The 18,481-nt window shown below is 73.3% G+C and carries 14 protein-coding genes; 13 read left to right on the forward strand and 1 reads right to left on the reverse strand.

The window, feature by feature from the left end:
* Positions 1-257: 257 nt before the first annotated feature.
* The 5 genes from ACYVGT_RS15410 (at position 258) to ACYVGT_RS15430 (ending at position 7,252) form a co-directional block, all read left to right on the forward strand.
* Positions 258-1,349, forward strand: a complete 1,092-nt coding sequence (locus tag ACYVGT_RS15410; RefSeq protein WP_460858882.1) for a glycosyltransferase family 4 protein — start codon at positions 258-260, stop codon at positions 1,347-1,349.
* Between the two features lie 244 nt (positions 1,350-1,593).
* On the forward strand, positions 1,594-2,721 hold the full coding sequence (locus ACYVGT_RS15415) for a TerC family protein (RefSeq protein WP_460858697.1): 1,128 nt from the start codon (positions 1,594-1,596) through the stop codon (positions 2,719-2,721).
* A 377-nt stretch (positions 2,722-3,098) separates the two neighbouring features.
* A complete protein-coding gene (gene uvrA, locus ACYVGT_RS15420) occupies positions 3,099-5,936 on the forward strand; it encodes an excinuclease ABC subunit UvrA (RefSeq protein ID WP_460858699.1) in 2,838 nt (945 codons plus the stop codon).
* Between the two features lie 160 nt (positions 5,937-6,096).
* Positions 6,097-6,654: an RDD family protein gene (locus tag ACYVGT_RS15425; RefSeq protein WP_460858702.1), complete on the forward strand. Its 558-nt coding sequence runs from the start codon at positions 6,097-6,099 to the stop codon at positions 6,652-6,654.
* Between the two features lie 160 nt (positions 6,655-6,814).
* Positions 6,815-7,252, forward strand: a complete 438-nt coding sequence (locus ACYVGT_RS15430; protein WP_460858705.1) for a Rieske (2Fe-2S) protein — start codon at positions 6,815-6,817, stop codon at positions 7,250-7,252.
* 102 nt (positions 7,253-7,354) lie between these two features.
* Here the strand turns inward: ACYVGT_RS15430 and ACYVGT_RS15435 are convergent, their stop codons facing one another.
* On the reverse strand, positions 7,355-8,551 hold the full coding sequence (locus tag ACYVGT_RS15435; protein WP_460858707.1) for a mechanosensitive ion channel family protein: 1,197 nt from the start codon (positions 8,549-8,551) through the stop codon (positions 7,355-7,357).
* Between the two features lie 297 nt (positions 8,552-8,848).
* On the opposite strand from ACYVGT_RS15435, the gene uvrC reads away from it, so the two are divergent.
* From uvrC to tpiA, 8 genes are all read left to right on the forward strand, one after another.
* Complete coding sequence (uvrC, locus tag ACYVGT_RS15440) at positions 8,849-10,975, forward strand: excinuclease ABC subunit UvrC (protein WP_460858709.1); 2,127 nt, start codon at positions 8,849-8,851, stop codon at positions 10,973-10,975.
* An 11-nt stretch (positions 10,976-10,986) separates the two neighbouring features.
* Entirely contained in the window at positions 10,987-11,871 is an 885-nt protein-coding gene (gene rapZ / locus ACYVGT_RS15445) for an RNase adapter RapZ (protein WP_460858885.1), read from the forward strand.
* A gap of 263 nt (positions 11,872-12,134) precedes the next feature.
* Positions 12,135-13,061, forward strand: coding sequence for a gluconeogenesis factor YvcK family protein (locus ACYVGT_RS15450; RefSeq protein WP_460858888.1), 927 nt, complete (start codon positions 12,135-12,137; stop codon positions 13,059-13,061).
* 18 nt (positions 13,062-13,079) lie between these two features.
* Positions 13,080-13,466 (forward strand): DUF488 domain-containing protein, encoded by a 387-nt coding sequence (locus tag ACYVGT_RS15455; RefSeq protein ID WP_460858712.1) that lies wholly within the window; start codon positions 13,080-13,082, stop codon positions 13,464-13,466.
* Positions 13,467-13,784: 318 nt separating this feature from the next.
* Positions 13,785-14,765: a DNA-binding protein WhiA gene (whiA, locus tag ACYVGT_RS15460; RefSeq protein ID WP_460858714.1), complete on the forward strand. Its 981-nt coding sequence runs from the start codon at positions 13,785-13,787 to the stop codon at positions 14,763-14,765.
* A 304-nt stretch (positions 14,766-15,069) separates the two neighbouring features.
* On the forward strand, positions 15,070-16,074 hold the full coding sequence (gene gap / locus ACYVGT_RS15465; protein WP_460858716.1) for a type I glyceraldehyde-3-phosphate dehydrogenase: 1,005 nt from the start codon (positions 15,070-15,072) through the stop codon (positions 16,072-16,074).
* Between the two features lie 138 nt (positions 16,075-16,212).
* Complete coding sequence (locus ACYVGT_RS15470; protein WP_460858719.1) at positions 16,213-17,400, forward strand: phosphoglycerate kinase; 1,188 nt, start codon at positions 16,213-16,215, stop codon at positions 17,398-17,400.
* 172 nt (positions 17,401-17,572) lie between these two features.
* Positions 17,573-18,355, forward strand: a complete 783-nt coding sequence (gene tpiA, locus ACYVGT_RS15475) for a triose-phosphate isomerase (protein ID WP_460858721.1) — start codon at positions 17,573-17,575, stop codon at positions 18,353-18,355.
* The last annotated feature ends 126 nt before the right edge of the window (positions 18,356-18,481 follow it).

Consider the following 18,481-nt stretch of genomic DNA (forward strand, 5'->3'; position numbering starts at 1 on the left):
GTGCTGCCGGGGGAGCGGCGGCGCTGGCGGTGTTCGCCGCCGCGGCCGCCCTGGTCGACGCCCCCGCCGCCCGCGAACTCGCCGGGCGCCTGCGCCGGCGGCAGTGACGGTGCCGCGCAGCGGCGCGGACGGACCGGCCCCTCGCGGCAGAGCAGCAGGGCCGCCCGGCGGGTCGGAGCGGCCGGCAGCGGGAGCAGCGGGGAGAGTCGGCAGTGCAGCACAGGACGCGCCGCCGCGGCGGCGGCAAGGGGGAGCACGTGCGGATCGCGCAGGTCGTGGCAACGAGCAGCGGGGGAGTGGGGACACACGTCCACTCGCTCACCCGAGAGCTGGTGGCACGCGGCCACCGGGTGGCGGTGCTCGGCCCCGCCGCCACCGAGGAGCGCTTCGCCTTCACCGGCGCCGGTGCGGCCTTCCGCGCTGCCGACATCGGCGCGGTGCCGCGTCCGCTGCACGACGCCGCAGCCGCCGCCGCGCTCTCCGGGCCGCTCGCCGGCGCCGACGCCGTCCACGCCCACGGAGTCCGGGCCGAGGCGCTCGCCGCGCTCGCCGGCGCCCGGCCGCTCGTCGTCACCCTGCACAACGCGCCGCCCGGGGATCGCCGCGGCGCGGCGGCCTACCGCCTCCTGGAGCGCTGGACCGCGGTGCGCGCCGACGCCGTGCGCGGGGTCTCCAGCGACCTCGTCGGCCGGATGCGCGCCCTCGGCGCCCGCCGTACCGCGCTCGAGCTCGCCGCCGCCGACCCGCCGGCGCCGCCGCGCCGCCCGCGCGCCGCGGTCCGCACCGAACTGCTCGGACCGCACGGCTACCGGCCGCTGCTGCTGACCGTCGCGCGGCTCGCGCCGCAGAAGGGCCTCGACGTCCTGCTGGACGCAGCAGCCAAGGCCGACGCGGCCGGCCCGCCGCACCCGCTGTTCGCGGTGGCCGGAGACGGTCCGCTGCGCAGGGTATTGGCGGACCGCATCGCCGCCGAGGACCTGCCCGTCCGGCTGCTCGGCCACCGCGCCGACATCGCCGACCTGCTGGCCGCCGCCGACGGGTTCGTCCTCTCCTCCTGGTGGGAGGGGCCGTCGCTGGTGGTGATGGAGGCGCTCGCCGCCGGCCTCCCGGTGGTGTCCACCCGGGTCGGCGGCATCGCCGACTCCTACGCCGGGGCGGCGCTGCTCACCCCGCCCGGCGACGCGGCGGCGCTCGCTGCGGCGGTGCGCCGCGTCCTCACCGAGCCGGGCCTGGCCGACCGCCTCGGTGACACTGCTCTCACCCGGGCCGCCCGGCTGCCCGGCGCAGAGGCGGTAGCTGACCAGGCGGAAGGGGTATACGTCCAGGTAGCGACTGAAACGCGGCGGTGATTCTGTCCGGGGGGTGGACCGCCTGCGGAACAGTTCACGGCACGCCCGAGAGATGGCATCATGGGCTGCGGACCGATCACGGTCCCTCGTGAGGGGAGTATCCCGAACGCGGCGGTGTCGTCACCACGGAACGCAATGGCGCGGGCCCGGTGCCGCCGGTCCTCCAGTGGAGGGTGGGAGAGACCTCCGGTGCACGTATCTGCCCGGATGAACCGGACAACGCGACCGGAGGAGCGTACTTCCTATGGACGTGCCCTTGTGGGTCTGGCTGGCCACCATCGGAGCGATGGTCGTCATTCTCGCCGTCGACCTCGCCATCGTCGACCACCCCTGGAGCAAGAAGAGCGGGCCCAAAGAGTTCGGCATGAAGCAGGCCGCCTGGTGGGCGGCGTTCTATGTCGGCCTCGCCCTGGTGTTCGGCCTCGGCATCTGGTACTTCGGCGGCGGTACCGCCGCGGGTGAGTACTACGCGGGCTTCCTCACCGAGAAGAGCCTGAGCGTCGACAACCTCTTCGTCTTCTACCTGATCATCGGCGCCTTCGCGGTGCCCAAGCGCTACCAGCACGAGGTGCTGCTGGTCGGCATCGTCATCGCGCTGATCATGCGCGGTATCTTCATCGCCCTCGGCGCGCAGGCGATCAACCGCTGGAGCGAGGTCTTCTACCTCTTCGGCGCGTTCCTGATCTACACCGCGATCAAGATCGTGCGCGACCACATGAAGCAGGACGAAGAAGACAAGGACTACACGCAGAGCCCCGCGGTCCGCTTCGTCCGCAGGTTCTACCCGGTCAGCAACGACTACCACGGCGCCAAGCTGACGGTGAAGCTGGACGGCGTCCGGCACGTGACGCCGATGCTCATGGTCATCGTCGCGATCGGCGTGACCGACCTGGTGTTCGCGGTCGACTCGATCCCGGCGATCTTCGGCCTGACCCAGGACGCCTACATCGTCTTCACCGCCAACGCGTTCGCGCTGATGGGCCTCCGCCAGCTGTACTTCCTCCTGGCCGGCCTGATGGACAAGCTCGTCTACATCAGCTGGGGCCTGTCCATCATCATGGCCTTCATCGGCGTGAAGATGGTCCTGCACGCCCTGCACGAGAACGGCGTGCACGTTCCGGAGGTCGGCATCGCCACCTCGCTGACGGTCATCATCGGCGTGATGGCCATCACCGTCATCGCCAGCCTCGTCAAGGCGCGTATGGACGGGAACAAGGAGGCGGGCGCGGTGGCCGCGTCCGGCGGAAACTCCGGCGGCGGCGAGGGCGGCCCGTCCGGTGAGTCCGGCGAGTCCGGCGGCGAGGGCCCCGGCGGCGGGTCCGGCGGCTCCGGGTCCGGCGGCGGCGTCGGCTCTGCGGGCGCCCGGCACTGACCCGGGGCGGGCCGTAGCGGTCCGGCCGCCGGCCCGGCCCGCGAAGACGCGGCGGCGAACCGGTCCCCTTCGAACGGCTGTTCGTCTATAGTGGTGGTCCCCGCTCTCACGGCGGGGGCCACCACTGCGTCATGCGCCCGCCCCCGGCGGCAGGCACCGGAGGGAAGTCCCCCCGGCGCTCCCAGGAAGAACAAGCCGTTCGGCGGCGTTGTGCGCAGTGGACCTGCGGGCGCTGCCCGCTGCCGGCGCCCCTGCCTGCCCGCCCCGCGGCGGCCCGCCCGGGCGCACCGCCCGCCGCCCCGGCCGTTCGCCCTCGGGGCAGTGCGCGGGCGGATACCGTAGACCCTTTCCGAAGCCGACCGGGCGGATGGAGCGACATGGCCGACCAGCTGGTGATCCGGGGTGCGCGCGAGCACAACCTCAAGGACGTCTCGCTCGACCTGCCCCGGGACGCGATGATCGTGTTCACCGGGCTGTCCGGGTCGGGCAAGTCCTCGCTCGCCTTCGACACGATCTTCGCCGAGGGGCAGCGGCGCTACGTCGAGTCGCTGTCGGCGTATGCGCGCCAGTTCCTCGGCCAGATGGACAAGCCCGACGTCGACTTCATCGAAGGCCTGTCGCCGGCGGTCTCCATCGACCAGAAGTCCACCAGCAAGAACCCGCGGTCCACCGTGGGCACCATCACCGAGGTCTACGACTACCTGCGCCTGCTCTGGTCGCGGATCGGCGTGCCGCACTGCCCCGAGTGCGGCCGCGAGATCGCCCGGCAGACGCCGCAGCAGATCGTCGACCGGGTCCTGGAGATGACCGAGGGCACCCGCTTCCAGGTGCTCGCGCCGGTCGTGCGCGGCCGCAAGGGCATCTACACCGAGCTCTTCAAGGACCTGCAGGCCAAGGGCTACACCCGGGCGGTCGTCGACGGCGCCGCGGTCCGCCTCGACGAGCCGCCGGAGCTCAAGAAGACCGAGAAGCACGACATCTCCGTCGTCGTCGACCGGCTCGCCGTCAAGGCGTCGGCCGCCAAGCGCCTGACCGACTCGGTGGAGACCGCGCTCAAGCTCGCCGGCGGCACCATCGTCCTCGACTTCGTGGACCTCGACGCCGGCGACCCCGAGCGGCAGAAGGTCTTCTCCGAGCACCTCTACTGCCCGTTCGACGACCTCTCCTTCGAAGAGCTCGAGCCGCGCTCCTTCTCCTTCAACTCGCCCTACGGCGCCTGCCCGGACTGCGTCGGCCTCGGCACCCGGATGGAGGTCGACCCCGAGCTGGTCGTCCCCGACCCGGAGAAGACGCTGGCCGAGGGCGCCCTGGCGCCGTGGTCCGGCGGGCACGCCGCCGAGTACTTCGGGCGGCTGATGAAGGCCGTGGGCGACGCGATCGGCTTCGACATGGACACCCCGTGGGAGCGGATCCCGCGGGCCGGCCGCACCGCGCTGCTCGAAGGCCACGAGACGCAGGTGCACGTCAGCTACCGCAACCGGTACGGGCGCAACCGCTCCTACTACACCTCCTACGAGGGCGTCATCCCGTGGGTGAAGCGCAAGCACGCCGAGAGCGAGTCGGACTTCGGCCGCGAGCGGCTCGAGGGCTACATGCGGACCGTGCCCTGCCCCACCTGCGGCGGCAACCGGCTCAAGCCGGTCGTGCTCGCGGTGACCGTGGGCGGCGCGTCGATCTCCACGGTGGCGGCGCTGCCGCTGAACGAGGCCGCCGACTTCCTGCGCGACCTCGCGCTGAGCGAGCGGGACCAGGTCATCGCGGCGCAGGTGCTGAAGGAGATCAGCGCACGGCTCGGCTTCCTGCTCGACGTCGGCCTCGACTACCTGAGCCTGGAGCGGCCCTCGGCCTCGCTCTCCGGCGGTGAGGCGCAGCGCATCCGGCTCGCCACCCAGATCGGCTCCGGCCTGGTCGGCGTCCTCTACGTGCTGGACGAGCCCTCCATCGGGCTGCACCAGCGGGACAACGCCCGGCTGCTGGACACCCTGCGCCGGCTCCGCGACATCGGCAACACGCTCATCGTCGTCGAGCACGACGAGGACACCATCCGCGCCGCCGACTGGGTGGTCGACATCGGCCCCGGCGCCGGCGAGCACGGCGGCTCCGTCGTGGTGTCGGGCACCGTGCCCCAGCTGCTGGAGGCGGCCGGCTCGGCCACCGGCGACTACCTGACCGGCCGCGCCGAGGTCCCGGTGCCCGCCGTGCGCCGCCCCGTCGCCAAGGGCAAGGAGCTCGTGGTCAAGGGTGCGCGGGAGAACAACCTGCAGGACGTCGACGTGGCGTTCCCGCTGGGCGTGCTCACCGCGGTCACCGGCGTCTCCGGTTCCGGCAAGTCCACACTGGTCAACGAGATCCTGTACAAGGTCCTCGCGAAGGAGCTGCAGGGCGCCCGCTCGGTGCCCGGCCGGCACACCCGGGTCAACGGCCTCAACCAGGTCGACAAGGTCGTGCACGTCGACCAGAGCCCGATCGGCCGCACCCCGCGCTCCAACCCGGCCACCTACACCGGGGTCTGGGACCACGTGCGCAAGCTCTTCGCCCAGACGCAGGAGGCCAAGATGCGCGGCTACCAGCCGGGCCGGTTCTCCTTCAACGTCAAGGGCGGCCGCTGCGAGGCCTGCTCGGGCGACGGCACGCTCCGCATCGAGATGCAGTTCCTGCCCGACGTGTACGTGCCCTGCGAGGTGTGCCACGGCGCCCGGTTCAACCGGGAGACCCTGGACGTGCACTACAAGGGGAAGAACATCGCCGAGGTCCTCGACATGACCATCGAGGAGGCGCTCGGCTTCTTCGAGCCGATCACGGCGATCCGCCGGCACATGCAGACCCTCAACGACGTCGGACTGGGCTACGTGCGGCTCGGCCAGCCCGCCACCACGCTGTCCGGCGGTGAGGCGCAGCGCGTGAAGCTCGCCACCGAGCTGCAGCGCCGCTCCACCGGCCGCACCGTGTACGTGCTGGACGAGCCGACGACCGGCCTGCACTTCGAGGACATCCGCAAGCTGCTCGGCGTCCTCGACCGGCTCACCGACGCCGGCAACACCGTGATCGTCATCGAGCACAACCTCGATGTCATCAAGACCGCCGACCACATCATCGACATGGGCCCGGAGGGCGGTTCGCGCGGCGGCACCGTCGTCGCGCAGGGCACGCCCGAAGAGGTGGCCCGCGTCGAGGACTCCCACACCGGCCGCTACCTGGGCAAGCTGATCGGCTAGCGCGCCGCCGGCGGGTCCGGCTCCGCCCGGCCGGGCCTGCACGGCGGTTCCGTGCGGGCCCGGCCGCCGCCGCGCCGGCGCGGGGACACGGCGACCCTGGGCGCACGCGCGTGCGTTTTCCGTGCGGCCGTGCGGCCTCCGGCGCCGATAGGCTGCGGGTATGACGCAGCCCCCTCCCTCGTCCAACCCGTACCACTCGCGGCCGCAGCAGGAGCCCGGCCCGTTCCCCCGTGCCGGCTGGGGTGCCCGGATCGGCGCCCGCGCCATCGACGCCGCGGCCGCTGCGATCCCCGTCTTCCTCATCGGGGCCGTCGGCGGACTGCTCGCGGCCGGCGCGGCCGGCCTGGGCGGCTCCAATTCGATGGACCAGGCGTTCACCATCGTCACCGCCGTGGTGGCCTACCTGGCCTGCGTCGTCTACGAGAGCGCGATGGTGGTGCGGCGCCGGGCCACCTTCGGCAAGCAGGTCCTGAACCTGCAGATCGCGCCCGCTGCGGGCGGCGGGCGGCAGGGCCCCATCCCGGTCATGGCGACGGCGGCACGTGCGGCGCTGCTCTGGCTGCCGGTCGTGTTCGCCTTCAGCGCGCCGCTCTTCGTCTCCGCGTGCGCGGTGGCCTTCGCCGTGTTCGGTGTCTCGTCCCGCCTCGGCGGCCCCGAGCGGCGCGGCATCCACGACAAGGTCGCCGGTACCGCGGTGCTCACCGACCAGGCTGCCTGACCGCGCACTGCTCCGGCCCGGCGGTTGAGCCCGGGGCCGGCGCTCGGGGCGGTCCGCGCAGCCCCGGGCGGAGCGCGGTGCGCCGCCGGTCCCGGCCCGGGCGCGGGCTCCCCGCCACGGCTACTACAGTACGTAGTATTCGGACCGAGAGGAGCCGCGCATGACTGCGGGGGCAACGTGCGGGTGCGGCGTGAGCCGGCGCCGCGCGATGGGGGTGGCCGGTGCCGTCGGAATCGGAGCCGCCGGCTGCGGCCGCGAGGAGGACGTTCCGGGGCCGCAGGATGCGGTGATGGGCACCGTGATCGCGGAGACCGGCGACATCCCGGTCGGCGGCGGCACCGTCGTCATCAACGGCAAGCTCGTCGTGACCCAGCCCGAGAAGGGCGACTACCGCGCGTTCAGCGCCGTGTGCACGCACTCCGGATGCACGATCCAGGAGGTCGAGGACTCGGCCATCCACTGCCTGTGCCACGGCAGCCGGTTCGACCTCGCCACCGGCGAGCCGTTCGCCGGGCCCGCCAGCGAGCCGCTGGAGCGGTTCGAGATCGACGTCGAAGGCGGCGAGGTCACCCTCGTCGGCCGCCAGGACGGCGCGTAGCGCCGAACGGCTCCCCCGCAGCGGCGGCCGGGCCCGCGGGCCCGGCCGCCGCTGCGCCGGTATGCGCCCCGGCTGCCCGGGGGAGGGGAGGACCGGTGGGCCTCAGCCGTCGCCGTCCTCGTCCTCGCTGCGGTGTTCCGGGCCCGGCCCCTTGGCGCCGGACAGTGCGCCGTCGGGGGCCTGCGCCGAGGTGCCGCGGCCGCCGGCAGTGGCGGCGCTCGCGGCAGCGGCGGCGGCAGCGCCGGCATCGTCCCGGTCGGCGGCGGTTCCGCGAGTGATCTCGGTACGGCTCCGCGGCACCGCCTCCGGGTAGTGCTCGCCGATGTAGTTGATCAGGTGCTCGCGCAGGTCGCAGGAGAGGTCCCAGCGGGCGTCGGAGTCGGCGACGGTGGCCACCGCCCGGAGTTCGATGTCGCCGCCCTCCAGGATGTCGGTGGCCTGCAGCGCCCACCGGCGGCCGTCCCACAGCGGGTGGTTGGCGACGAAGGCGCCCGTCGCCTCCCGGATCCCGGCCACCGGCACGTTCCAGTCGGTGCGCAGCATCACCACGGCCGTGAGCTGGGTGCCCTGCTTCGTCCAGTTCTCGAACGGCTTGAGGGTGAACTCCGACACCGGGATGACGAGGCGCCGCTCATCCCAGATCCGCAGCGTCACGTTGGTCAGGCTCAGTTCCTCGACCCGGCCCCACTCGCCGTCGAAGACGACGATGTCGTTGATGCGCAGCGCGTCGCTGAAGGTGAGCTGCAGCCCGGCGAACAGGTTGCCCAGCGTCGACTGCGCAGCGACACCGGCGACGACGCCCAGCAGTCCGGCCGACGTCAGCAGCCCGGCGCCGAGCGGGCGCACCGCCTCGAAGGTGAACAGCACCGCGGCGGTGGCGATCACCACGATGATCCCGGTCGCGACCCGGCGCAGCAGCCGGACCTGGGTCTGCAGCCGCCGGGAGCGGCGGTCGGCGTCGCCGTTGCTGATCGCCAGCCGGTCCAGCACGCTGTCGGTGATCGCGTAGGCCACCGACGCCGCCAGCCAGGTCAGCCCGATGATCATGGTGATCTCGAGCATGTGCGCGATGACACCGTACAGATCGCGGTCCTCGGTCTCGGTGCGCGTCGGCATCCCGATGTTGACCCCGATCGCCGCGGCGGCGACGTAGGCCGACACACGGCACCGGGCGACCAGGAACACGGCCAGCCGCCACACCTTCGACAGCTGGTGGGTGAGCAGCCAGTGGGCGACGCTGACCAGTGTGCATGCGATGAGGACGCTGAGCGCGATCGTCATCCACTGCATCAGATCCACAGTGGTGGGTCCTCTCCTCGGTTCGGCGTTCCAGCACCGCCAGCGGTGCGGCTTCCGGATCAGTGCTCCTCGCGGGCATCCCAGCGCCCGCCCCCCGAAAGCATCCGAAAGCCACACCCTAGGACATCGAGATGCTGAATCGTGACGTTTCAGCGGGCGCCGACCGGACCCGGCGGGCGCTGCGGCCGGGCCGCCCCCGGCCCGCCCCCGGCCCGTCCCCGGCTCGGGCGCCGCAGCGCCGGCCGCGCCTCGGGTGAAGAGTGGCCGTCTGTCCCCGGCGGCCACCACAATGGGGGCATGACCGCCCGACCCCACCTCCGTCCGCGCCCGGGCTCCATCCCGACCGAGCCGGGCGTCTACCGCTTCCGCGACGAGCACGGCCGCGTCATCTACGTCGGCAAGGCGAAGAACCTCCGCGCGCGGCTGGCCAACTACTTCCAGGACTTCGCGGCGCTGCACCCCCGGACCCAGACCATGGTGTCCACCGCGGCCGACGTCGACTGGACCGTGGTCGGCACCGAGGTCGAGGCGCTCCAGCTGGAGTACTCCTGGATCAAGCAGTACGACCCGCGCTTCAACGTCAAGTACCGGGACGACAAGAGCTACCCCTACCTCGCGGTCACCATGAACGAGGAGTACCCGCGGGTGCAGGTCATGCGGGGCGCCAAGCGCAAGGGTGTGCGCTACTTCGGGCCCTACGGCCACGCCTGGGCCATCCGCGAGACCGTGGACCTGCTGCTCCGCGTCTTCCCGGTGCGCACCTGCTCGGCCGGGGTGTTCCGCGGTGCCCGCAACGCCGGCCGGCCCTGCCTGCTCGGCTACATCGGCAAGTGCTCGGCGCCGTGTGTGGGCCGGATCGACGAGGCCGGGCACCGCGAGCTCGCCGAGGACTTCTGCTCGTTCATGGCCGGCGACACCGGCCGGTTCATCCGCGCGCTGGAGCAGTCGATGCGGGCCGCCGCCGGTGAGATGGACTACGAGCGCGCCGCGCGCATCCGGGACGACATCGAGGCGCTGCGCACCGCACTGGAGAAGCAGTCGGTGGTGCTGGGGGAGTCCACCGACTGCGACGTCATCGCCTTCGCCGAGGACCAGCTGGAAGCGGCCGTCCAGGTGTTCTACGTGCGCGGCGGGCGGATCCGCGGCCGCCGCGGCTGGGTCGTGGACAAGGTGGAGGACGTCGGCACCGGCGGGCTGGTCGAGCGGTTCCTCGGCGAGCTCTACGGCTCCGCGGGGGCCGGCGCGGACCGCGGAGCGGTCGACGGGCCCGCGGTGCCGCGCGAGGTGCTGGTCTCGGCCGCCCCGGAGGACTCCGCCGCCGTCGCCGCCTGGCTGGAGGAGCTGCGCGGCAGCCGCGTGCAGGTGCGCGTTCCGCAGCGCGGCGACAAGAAGTCGCTGCTGGAGACCGTGCAGAAGAACGCCGACCAGGCGCTTGCCCGGCACAAGACGCAGCGCGCCGGCGACCTCACCACCCGCAGCCGCGCCCTGCAGGAGGTCCAGGAGGCCCTCGACCTGCCGGACGCGCCGCTGCGCATCGAGTGCTACGACGTGTCCAACCTGATGGGCGACCACGTCGTGGCCTCCATGGTGGTGTTCGAGGACGGGCTGGCCCGCAAGTCGGAGTACCGGCGGTTCAGCATCCGCGGGCTCTCCAGAGGCGACCGGGAGCAGAACGACGTCGCCTCCATGCACGAGGTCATCCACCGCCGCTTCAGCCGCTACCTGGCAGAGGGCACCGCGGCGGGCGAGCTCGCCACCATGGGGGAGGAGGGGCCCGGTGGCGCCGAGCCGGGCGCGGATGCGGCTCTGGCCGGAAAGGACAAGGACGAGGAGCGGCGGCCCGGCAAGTTCGCCTACCCCCCTAACCTGGTGGTGGTGGACGGCGGACGCCCGCAGGTCGAGGCGGCGCGGCGCGCGCTCGACGAGCTCGGCATCGACGACATCGCGGTGTGCGGCCTGGCCAAGCGGCTCGAAGAGGTGTGGCTGCCGGGCGACGAGGACCCGGTGATCCTCCCGCGGTCGGGCGAGGGGCTGTTCCTGCTGCAGCGGGTGCGCGACGAAGCGCACCGGTTCGCCATCGCCTACCACCGGCAGAAGCGGGCGAAGGCGCTGACCGGCAGCGCGCTGGACGACATGCCCGGCCTGGGGCCGGCGCGGCGCACGGCGCTGCTGAAGCACTTCGGCTCGGTGAAGCGGCTGGCCGAGGCCGACGCCGAGGCGATCGCCGCGGTCCCGGGGATCGGCCCGGCCCTGGCCGGGTCGATCCACGACCGGCTCACCGGCGCCGGCGGGAACGGCGGCGCCCGGAGCGGCGCGGAGAGCGGGGGAGAGGAGAGTGCGGACGGGGGCACCGGGAATGGCGGAGGAGGTTCCGGCGCTGATCAGGGCGACGGGGCAGGCGGCGACGAGGGGCGGCGGCAATGAGCGGTGACGGAATGGCGGAGAGTCTGAGCGAGGAGCTGCCGCCGGAGATCGTCATCGTCACCGGCATGTCCGGTGCCGGGCGCAGCACCGCGGCCCGCGCCCTGGAGGACCTCGACTGGTTCGTGGTCGACAACCTCCCGCCGGAGCTGCTGCCCACCATGATCGACCTGGCCGGGCGGACCCGCGGCGCGGTCGCCCGGGTGGCCGCCGTCGTCGACGTGCGCTCCATGGCCTTCACCGAGGACCTGCTCTCCACCGTCGAGGAGCTGCGGCGGCGCGGCATCGCGGCCCGCGTCGTCTTCCTGGAGGCCGGCGACGACACGCTGGTCCGCCGGTTCGAGGGCGTGCGGCGGCCGCACCCGCTCCAGGGCGACGGCCTGCTCACCGACGGCATCGCCCGCGAGCGGGCCACGCTCCGCGCCATACGGGGCGAGGCCGACCTGGTCATCGACACCTCCCAGATCAACGTGCACCAGCTCAAGGCGAAGGTGATCGGCTTCTTCGGCGACTCCGAAGAGGTGCGGCCGCGCGCCAACATCGTCTCCTTCGGCTTCAAGCACGGTCTGCCCGTCGACGCCGACCTGGTGCTGGACTGCCGCTACCTGCCCAACCCGCACTGGGTGCCGGAGCTGCGGCCGATGACCGGCCGGGACGCCCCGGTCCGCGAGTACGTGCTCGCGCAGAACGGCGCCAAGGAGATGCTGGACGCCTACGGCGAGGTGCTGCGCCTGCTCATCGCCGGCTACCAGCGCGAGGGCAAGCACTACATGACGCTCGCCGTGGGCTGTACCGGCGGCAAGCACCGCAGTGTGGCCATGGCCGAGCAGTTCGGCGCGCGGCTGCGCGACGAAGGGGTCGAGGTGCACGTGGTCCACCGCGACGTGGGGCGCGAGTGACCCGGCCGGAGCGCCGCAGCGGCGGCGCGCAGGGCGGTGTGCAGGGCAGCAGCGGAGCCGGCGGCGCGCAGCGCGCCGGACAGGCCGGCGGCGCAGCGGAGCGCCGGGACGGCGGCGGGAGCGAGGGGAGCGCGGTGTCCGAAGGTGCAGCGGGGAAACCGGCCGACGGCACGCCGCCTCCGCCGCCCCCGCCTCCGCCGATGGAGGGCCCGTTCGCTCCGGTCGCCGCACTGGCGCGGGACGGCGACACGCCGCCGCCCCGGGTGGTTGCGCTCGGCGGCGGGCACGGACTGTCGGCGTCGCTGCGTGCGCTGCGCCGGGTCACCACCGACATCACCGCGATCGTCACCGTCGCCGACGACGGCGGCTCCAGCGGCCGGCTCCGCAAAGAGCTCGGCGTGCTGCCGCCCGGGGACCTGCGGATGGCGCTGGCAGCGCTCTGCGGCGAGGACGAGTGGGGGCACACCTGGAGCGAGGTGATCCAGCACCGGTTCACCGGCGGCGGTGAGCTCGACGGGCACGCCGTCGGCAACCTGCTCATCGCGGCGCTGTGGCAGCTGCTCGGCGACTCGGTGGCCGGCCTCGACTGGGTGGGCCAGCTGCTCGGCGCGCACGGCCGGGTGCTGCCCATGTCCTCGGTGCCGCTCGACCTGGCCGCCCAGGTGGAGGGCGCCGATCCGGCGCACCCGGCCGCCGTCACCACGGTCCGCGGCCAGGTGGCCTGTGCCAGCACCGCCGGCCGCGTGCGGTCGATCTCGCTGGTGCCCGAGGGGCCGCCCGCGTCGCCCCAGGCGGTCAAGGCGGTCCGGGAGGCCGACTGGGTGGTGTTCGGCCCCGGCTCCTGGTTCACCAGCGTCCTGCCGCACCTGCTCGTACCGGATCTGGCCCGCGCCCTGGTCGAGACCGGCGCGCGCCGCGCCGTGGCGCTCAACCTGTCCCCGCAGCGCGGTGAGACCGACGGCTTCAGTCCGCAGACCTACCTGCGGGTGCTGCACGAGCACGCCCCCTCCCTCGGTATCGACGCGGTGATCGCCGACCGGGGCGTCGTCGGCGACGACGGCCCGCTGCGCGCCGCCGCCGCTCGGCTCGGCGCCGAGCTGGTGCTGGACGACGTCGCGGCCCCCGGCGGAGGAGCCCAGCACGACCCGGACCGGCTGGCCCGCGTGTTCGAGCGGCTCTTCGCGGACTGAGCAGGCACCCTGGTGGCCATGAGCGACATCACGCTGATGCGGGTCTACGAGGCCGAGGGCGACGCGCCGCCGACCCGGGGGAAGGTGTTCCTCGTCGACCGCCTCTGGCCGCGCGGAGTGCGCAAGGACGCGCTGCACTACGACGGCTGGCCCAAGGGCGCCACGCCCAGCCCGGACCTGCGCTCCTGGTTCCATGCCGACCCTGACGCCCGGTGGGAGGAGTTCGCCCGCCGCTACCGGCAGGAGCTCCTGCAGGAGGCCGATGCCCTGCAGCCCATGCTGGACGCGCTCAGCGAGGGGCCGATCACCCTGCTGTTCGCGGCCAAGGACACCCGGCACACGCACGCCAAGGTGCTGCGCGATGTACTGGCCGAGCTGTCCGGCAGCGGATCCGCCGGCGGTTAGGGCCTGTCGGGCGGGCAGCGGTCCTGCTGCTTCTCGCCCTGGCAGGCCGCTCGCGGTGTTCTCCTCTCCTGGAGGAGGAAGACCCGCCCCGACCCCCTCGCCGGCCGTGCGCCGGGTGCACCGCCGCCACCGCCCGCGACAACTGCCACCCACCGGGCACGCCCGAGCCGCTGGCCCGGGGCGCACAGAGGGGGACGACCCGGACGCGCCCGGAGGAGGCGGATGACACGCACTTTCCACCGGGAGGCGGCCACGGCGGCGCGGGCAGTAGTCTGCGACGTCAGGGGAGTGTCGAGCACCTGGGGGAGGACCGCATCCATGGCGATGACCGGCGTGGTGAAGGACGAGTTGAGCCGGCTGCCGGTTCTCAAGCCCTGCTGCCGCAAGGCTGAGGTGTCCACAATCCTCCGGTTCACCGGAGGGCTGCACCTCGTCGGCGGCCGCATCGTCATCGAGGCCGAGCTCGACACCGGCGCCGCGGCGCGCCGGCTCCGCAAGGACATCTCCGAGGTGTTCGGCCACGAGTCCGAGGTGGTCGTGCTCGCGCCCAGCGGCCTGCGCAAGGGCAACCGGTACGTGGTGCGCGTCATCAAGGAGGGCGAGAGCCTCGCCCGCCAGACCGGGCTGATCGACAACAACGGCCGCCCGGTGCGCGGCCTGCCGCGGCACGTCGTCGCGGGCGGCGCCTGCGACGCCGAGTCGGCCTGGCGCGGCGCGTTCATCGCCCACGGCTCGCTGACCGAGCCGGGCCGCTCCATGTCGCTGGAGGTCACCTGCCCCGGCCCGGAGGCGGCGCTGGCGCTGGTCGGCTCCGCCCGCCGGCTCAAGGTGCACGCCAAGGCGCGCGAGGTGCGCGGCATCGACCGCGTCGTGGTGCGCGACGGCGACTCCATCGGCGCCCTGCTCACCCTGCTCGGCGCCCATCAGAGCGTGCTGGCCTGGGAGGAGCGGCGGATGCGCCGCGAGGTGCGGGCCACCGCCAACCGGCTCGCCAACTTCGACGACGCCAACCTCCGGCGCAGCGCGCGCGCCGCCGTCGCGGCCGGCGCACGGGTCGAGCGGGCGCTGGAGATCCTCGGCGAGGAGGCGCCGGACCACCTGGTCGCGGCCGGCCGGCTCCGGCTCGCGCACAAGCAGGCGTCGCTGGAGGAGCTCGGCCAGCTCTCCTCGCCGCCGCTGACCAAGGACGCCATCGCCGGCCGGATAAGGCGCCTGCTGGCCATGGCCGACAAGCGCGCCTGTGACCTTGGTATCGCCGGCACCGACGCCAACCTCACGCCGGACATGCTGGTGCCCTGACGTGTGAATCCGTGTGAAGGATTGCGTGTCGGTCCCGGTCACGGCACACGCGGGTGGGAAGTTGCGTGACGCCGTGCGGACCTCGGAAAACTTCCGAAAATGGTCTAGTCCTCTCCGGCTCCGCGGTGCGAAACTGGGCCACGGTGCCCGGGTGTGGGCGACGGCGCCGCGGGTCGGCACAGCCGTCCGCGCACCAGGCGATAGGCTCGGCCTGCCACCCCCCGGCGCACCCCTTTCCTGTGGCCGGCGGCCGCCCGCCGGGCGCTTCTGCTCCACCCGCGAATACGTGAGGAGACTGGTCACCGTGACCATCCGTGTAGGCGTGAACGGTTTCGGCCGGATCGGCCGCAACTTCTGGCGCGCGGCCCAGGCGGCCGGCAGCGAGGTCGAGATCGTCGCGGTCAACGACCTCACCGACAACGCGACGCTCGCGCACCTGCTCAAGTACGACTCGGTGCTCGGCACCCTCGACGGCGACGTCGAGGTCGGCGACGGCCAGATCCGCGTCGGCTCGGTCACCGTCAAGACCCTCGCCGAGCGCGACCCGGCCCAGCTGCCCTGGGGCGAGCTGGGCGTGGACGTCGTCATCGAGTCCACCGGCCGCTTCACCTCGGCCGAGGACGCCGGCAAGCACATCGCCGCCGGCGCCAAGAAGGTCGTCATCTCCGCGCCCGCCAAGGGCGAGGACCTGACCGTGGTCATGGGCGTCAACGACGACTCCTACGACCCGGCCAGCCACCACATCGTCTCCAACGCCTCCTGCACGACCAACTGCGTCGCGCCGATGGCGAAGGTCCTGCTGGACGCGTTCGGCATCCGCAAGGGCCTGATGACCACGGTCCACGCCTACACCAACGACCAGGTCATCCTGGACTTCCCGCACAAGGACCTGCGTCGCGCCCGCGCCGCCGCGGCCAACATCATCCCGACCAGCACCGGTGCCGCCAAGGCCACCGCCTTGGTCCTGCCCGAGCTCAAGGGCAAGCTCGACGGCATGGCGATGCGCGTCCCGGTGCCGGACGGCTCGGTCACCGACCTCGTCGTCGACCTCGAGCGCGAGGTGACCGCCGAAGAGGTCAACGCCGCGTTCAAGGCCGCCGCCGACGGCCCGCTGAAGAACGTGCTGCGCTACACCGAGGACCCGATCGTCTCCTCCGACATCGTCGGCACCGCGCCCTCCTGCACGTTCGACTCCTCGCTCACGATGGCCTTCGGCAACACCGTGAAGATCATCGGCTGGTACGACAACGAGTGGGGCTACTCCAACCGCCTCGTCGACGTCGCCAAGCTCGTCGGCGCCGGCCTGTAGCACCGCCGCGGGGACGGGCGCGCTGCTGCGCCCGTCCCCGCCGCGCGCCCGCCGACTGCCGGGGCGCGTCCGGCCGGCGGGACCAGGCGGACCCCGCCCCGCCGCGCAGCGCGCCCTCCGACCCAGGAGAAGGACCCCATGCGGACCATCGACGACCTCGACGTCGCCGGAAAGCGCGTGTTCGTGCGCGCCGACCTCAACGTGCCCCTCGACGGGGACCGCATCACCGACGACGGGCGCATCCGCGCCGCGCTGCCCACCATCACCGCGCTGCGCGAGCGCGGCGCACGGGTCGTCGTCGCCGCCCACCTCGGCCGCCCCAAGGGCGCGCCCGACCCGGCCTACACGCTGCTGCCGGTGGCCAAGCGCCTCGCCGAGCTGCTCGGCACCGAGGTCGCCTTCGCCTCCGACACCGCCGGACCGGCCGCCCGCGAAGCCGCAGACGGGCTCGCCGACGGCCAGGTCGCGCTGCTGGAGAACCTGCGCTTCGAGCCCGGCGAGACCAGCAAGGACGAGGCCGAGCGCGGCGCCTTCGCCGACCGCCTCGCCGCCCTCGCCGACCTCTACGTCGGCGACGGCTTCGGTGCCCTGCACCGCAAGCACGCCAGCGTCTACGACCTCCCCCGGCGCCTCCCGCACGCCGTCGGCGGCCTGGTGCTCGCCGAGGTGGAGGTCCTCAAGAAGCTCACCGAGGACCCGGAGCGGCCCTACACGGTCGTGCTCGGCGGCGCGAAGGTCTCCGACAAGCTCGCCGTCATCGCCAACCTGATCGGCACCGCCGACCGCATCCTCATCGGCGGCGGCATGGTGTTCACCTTCCTCAAGGCGCAGGGCTACGAGACCGGCTCCAGCCTGCTCGAGGCCGATCAGGTGGAGACGGTCGCCGGCTACCTGAGCGAGGCCCGGGAGCGCGGCGTCGAGATCGTGCTGCCGGTCGACGTGGTCGCCGCCGAAGCGTTCTCCGCCGACGCGCCGCACGCCGCGGTGGAGGTCGACGCGATCCCCGCCGACCGGATGGGCCTGGACATCGGGCCGCGCAGCGCCGAGCTGTTCGCCGGGAAGGTCGCCGACAGCAGCACCGTGTTCTGGAACGGGCCGATGGGCGTCTTCGAGATGGCGCCCTACGCCGAGGGCACCCGCGCCCTCGCGCGGGCCCTCACCGACAGCCCGGCCTTCACCGTCGTCGGCGGCGGCGACTCCGCGGCCGCGGTCCGCGCGCTCGGCTTCGACGAGGCGGCCTTCGGCCACATCTCCACCGGCGGCGGCGCCAGCCTGGAGTACCTGGAGGGCAAGACCCTCCCCGGGATCGAAGCGCTGTCGGACTGACTCCGGCGCGCTGAGCGGGGCGCACCGGCGCGGTGCGGCCCGCCGGCGGCGCTCCCCGCGGAGCGGGCCGCCGCACCCCTGACGACGCAGGACCGAGCAGGACACCGCCCCCACGACCGACGCCGCCGCGCCCCAGACCGCGCGGCGGCGCACTCCACCGACGAGGACCGACATGGCACAGGCCGAGCGCAAGCCCCTCATCGCGGGCAACTGGAAGATGAACAACAACCACCTCGAGGCGATCGCGCTCGTCCAGAAGGTGGCCTTCGCACTGAAGGACTCCGACTACGACCGCGCTGAGGCGGTCGTGCTCCCGCCCTTCACCGACCTGCGCAGTGTGCAGACCCTGGTGGACGGCGACAAGCTGCGCCTGGGCTACGGCGCCCAGGACGTCTCGGTGCACGAGAAGGGCGCCTACACCGGCGAGATCTCCGCGGCCATGCTGGCCAAGCTCGGCTGCAGCTACGCGCTCGCCGGGCACTCCGAGCGGCGCGAGTACCACGCCGAGGACGACGCGCTGGTCAACGCCAAGGTGAAGGCCGCGTTCGCGCACGGCATCACCCCCATCCTCTGCGTCGGCGAGGGACTGGACGTCCGCAAGGCCGGCGACCAGGTCGCGCACACCTCCGCCCAGGTCGAGGCCGGCATCGCCGGGCTCACCGACGAGCAGGTCGCCGAGCTGGTCATCGCCTACGAGCCGGTCTGGGCCATCGGTACCGGCGAGGTCGCCACCCCGGCCGATGCCCAGGAAGTGTGCGGCTCCGCGGTGCGCGAGACCCTCGCCCGGCTCTCCTCCGCGGAGACCGCGGCCGCGACCCGCATCCTCTACGGCGGCTCCGTGAAGCCGGACAACATCGCCGGAATCATGGCCGAGAAGGACGTCGACGGCGCGCTGGTCGGCGGCGCCAGCCTCAAGGCCGACGACTTCGCGCGTCTGGTCCGCCTCGGGGAGTGAGTTAGACTTCCCTGAAGCCCTGCCGAGCAGGCCCTGCCGAACCGCCTCCCGCCCCGGGAACCGCGTCGGCGGGCACTGCTCATCAGGTGTTTCGAGCGGATTCCGTGCGCGGAGGCCGCGCGCAGT

The organism is Nocardiopsis coralliicola, from assembly GCF_054779695.1.

Bases quoted from the DNA above. Each gene is read 5' to 3' on its own strand.
- ACYVGT_RS15415 (WP_460858697.1), top strand. From the start codon at position 1,594: ATGGACGTGCCCTTGTGGGTCTGGCTGGCCACCATCGGAGCGATGGTC.
- uvrA (WP_460858699.1), top strand. From the start codon at position 3,099: ATGGCCGACCAGCTGGTGATCCGGGGTGCGCGCGAGCACAACCTCAAG.
- ACYVGT_RS15425 (WP_460858702.1), top strand. From the start codon at position 6,097: ATGACGCAGCCCCCTCCCTCGTCCAACCCGTACCACTCGCGGCCGCAG.
- ACYVGT_RS15430 (WP_460858705.1), top strand. From the start codon at position 6,815: ATGACTGCGGGGGCAACGTGCGGGTGCGGCGTGAGCCGGCGCCGCGCG.
- uvrC (WP_460858709.1), top strand. From the start codon at position 8,849: ATGACCGCCCGACCCCACCTCCGTCCGCGCCCGGGCTCCATCCCGACC.
- rapZ (WP_460858885.1), top strand. From the start codon at position 10,987: ATGGCGGAGAGTCTGAGCGAGGAGCTGCCGCCGGAGATCGTCATCGTC.
- ACYVGT_RS15455 (WP_460858712.1), top strand. From the start codon at position 13,080: ATGAGCGACATCACGCTGATGCGGGTCTACGAGGCCGAGGGCGACGCG.
- whiA (WP_460858714.1), top strand. From the start codon at position 13,785: ATGGCGATGACCGGCGTGGTGAAGGACGAGTTGAGCCGGCTGCCGGTT.
- ACYVGT_RS15470 (WP_460858719.1), top strand. From the start codon at position 16,213: ATGCGGACCATCGACGACCTCGACGTCGCCGGAAAGCGCGTGTTCGTG.
- tpiA (WP_460858721.1), top strand. From the start codon at position 17,573: ATGGCACAGGCCGAGCGCAAGCCCCTCATCGCGGGCAACTGGAAGATG.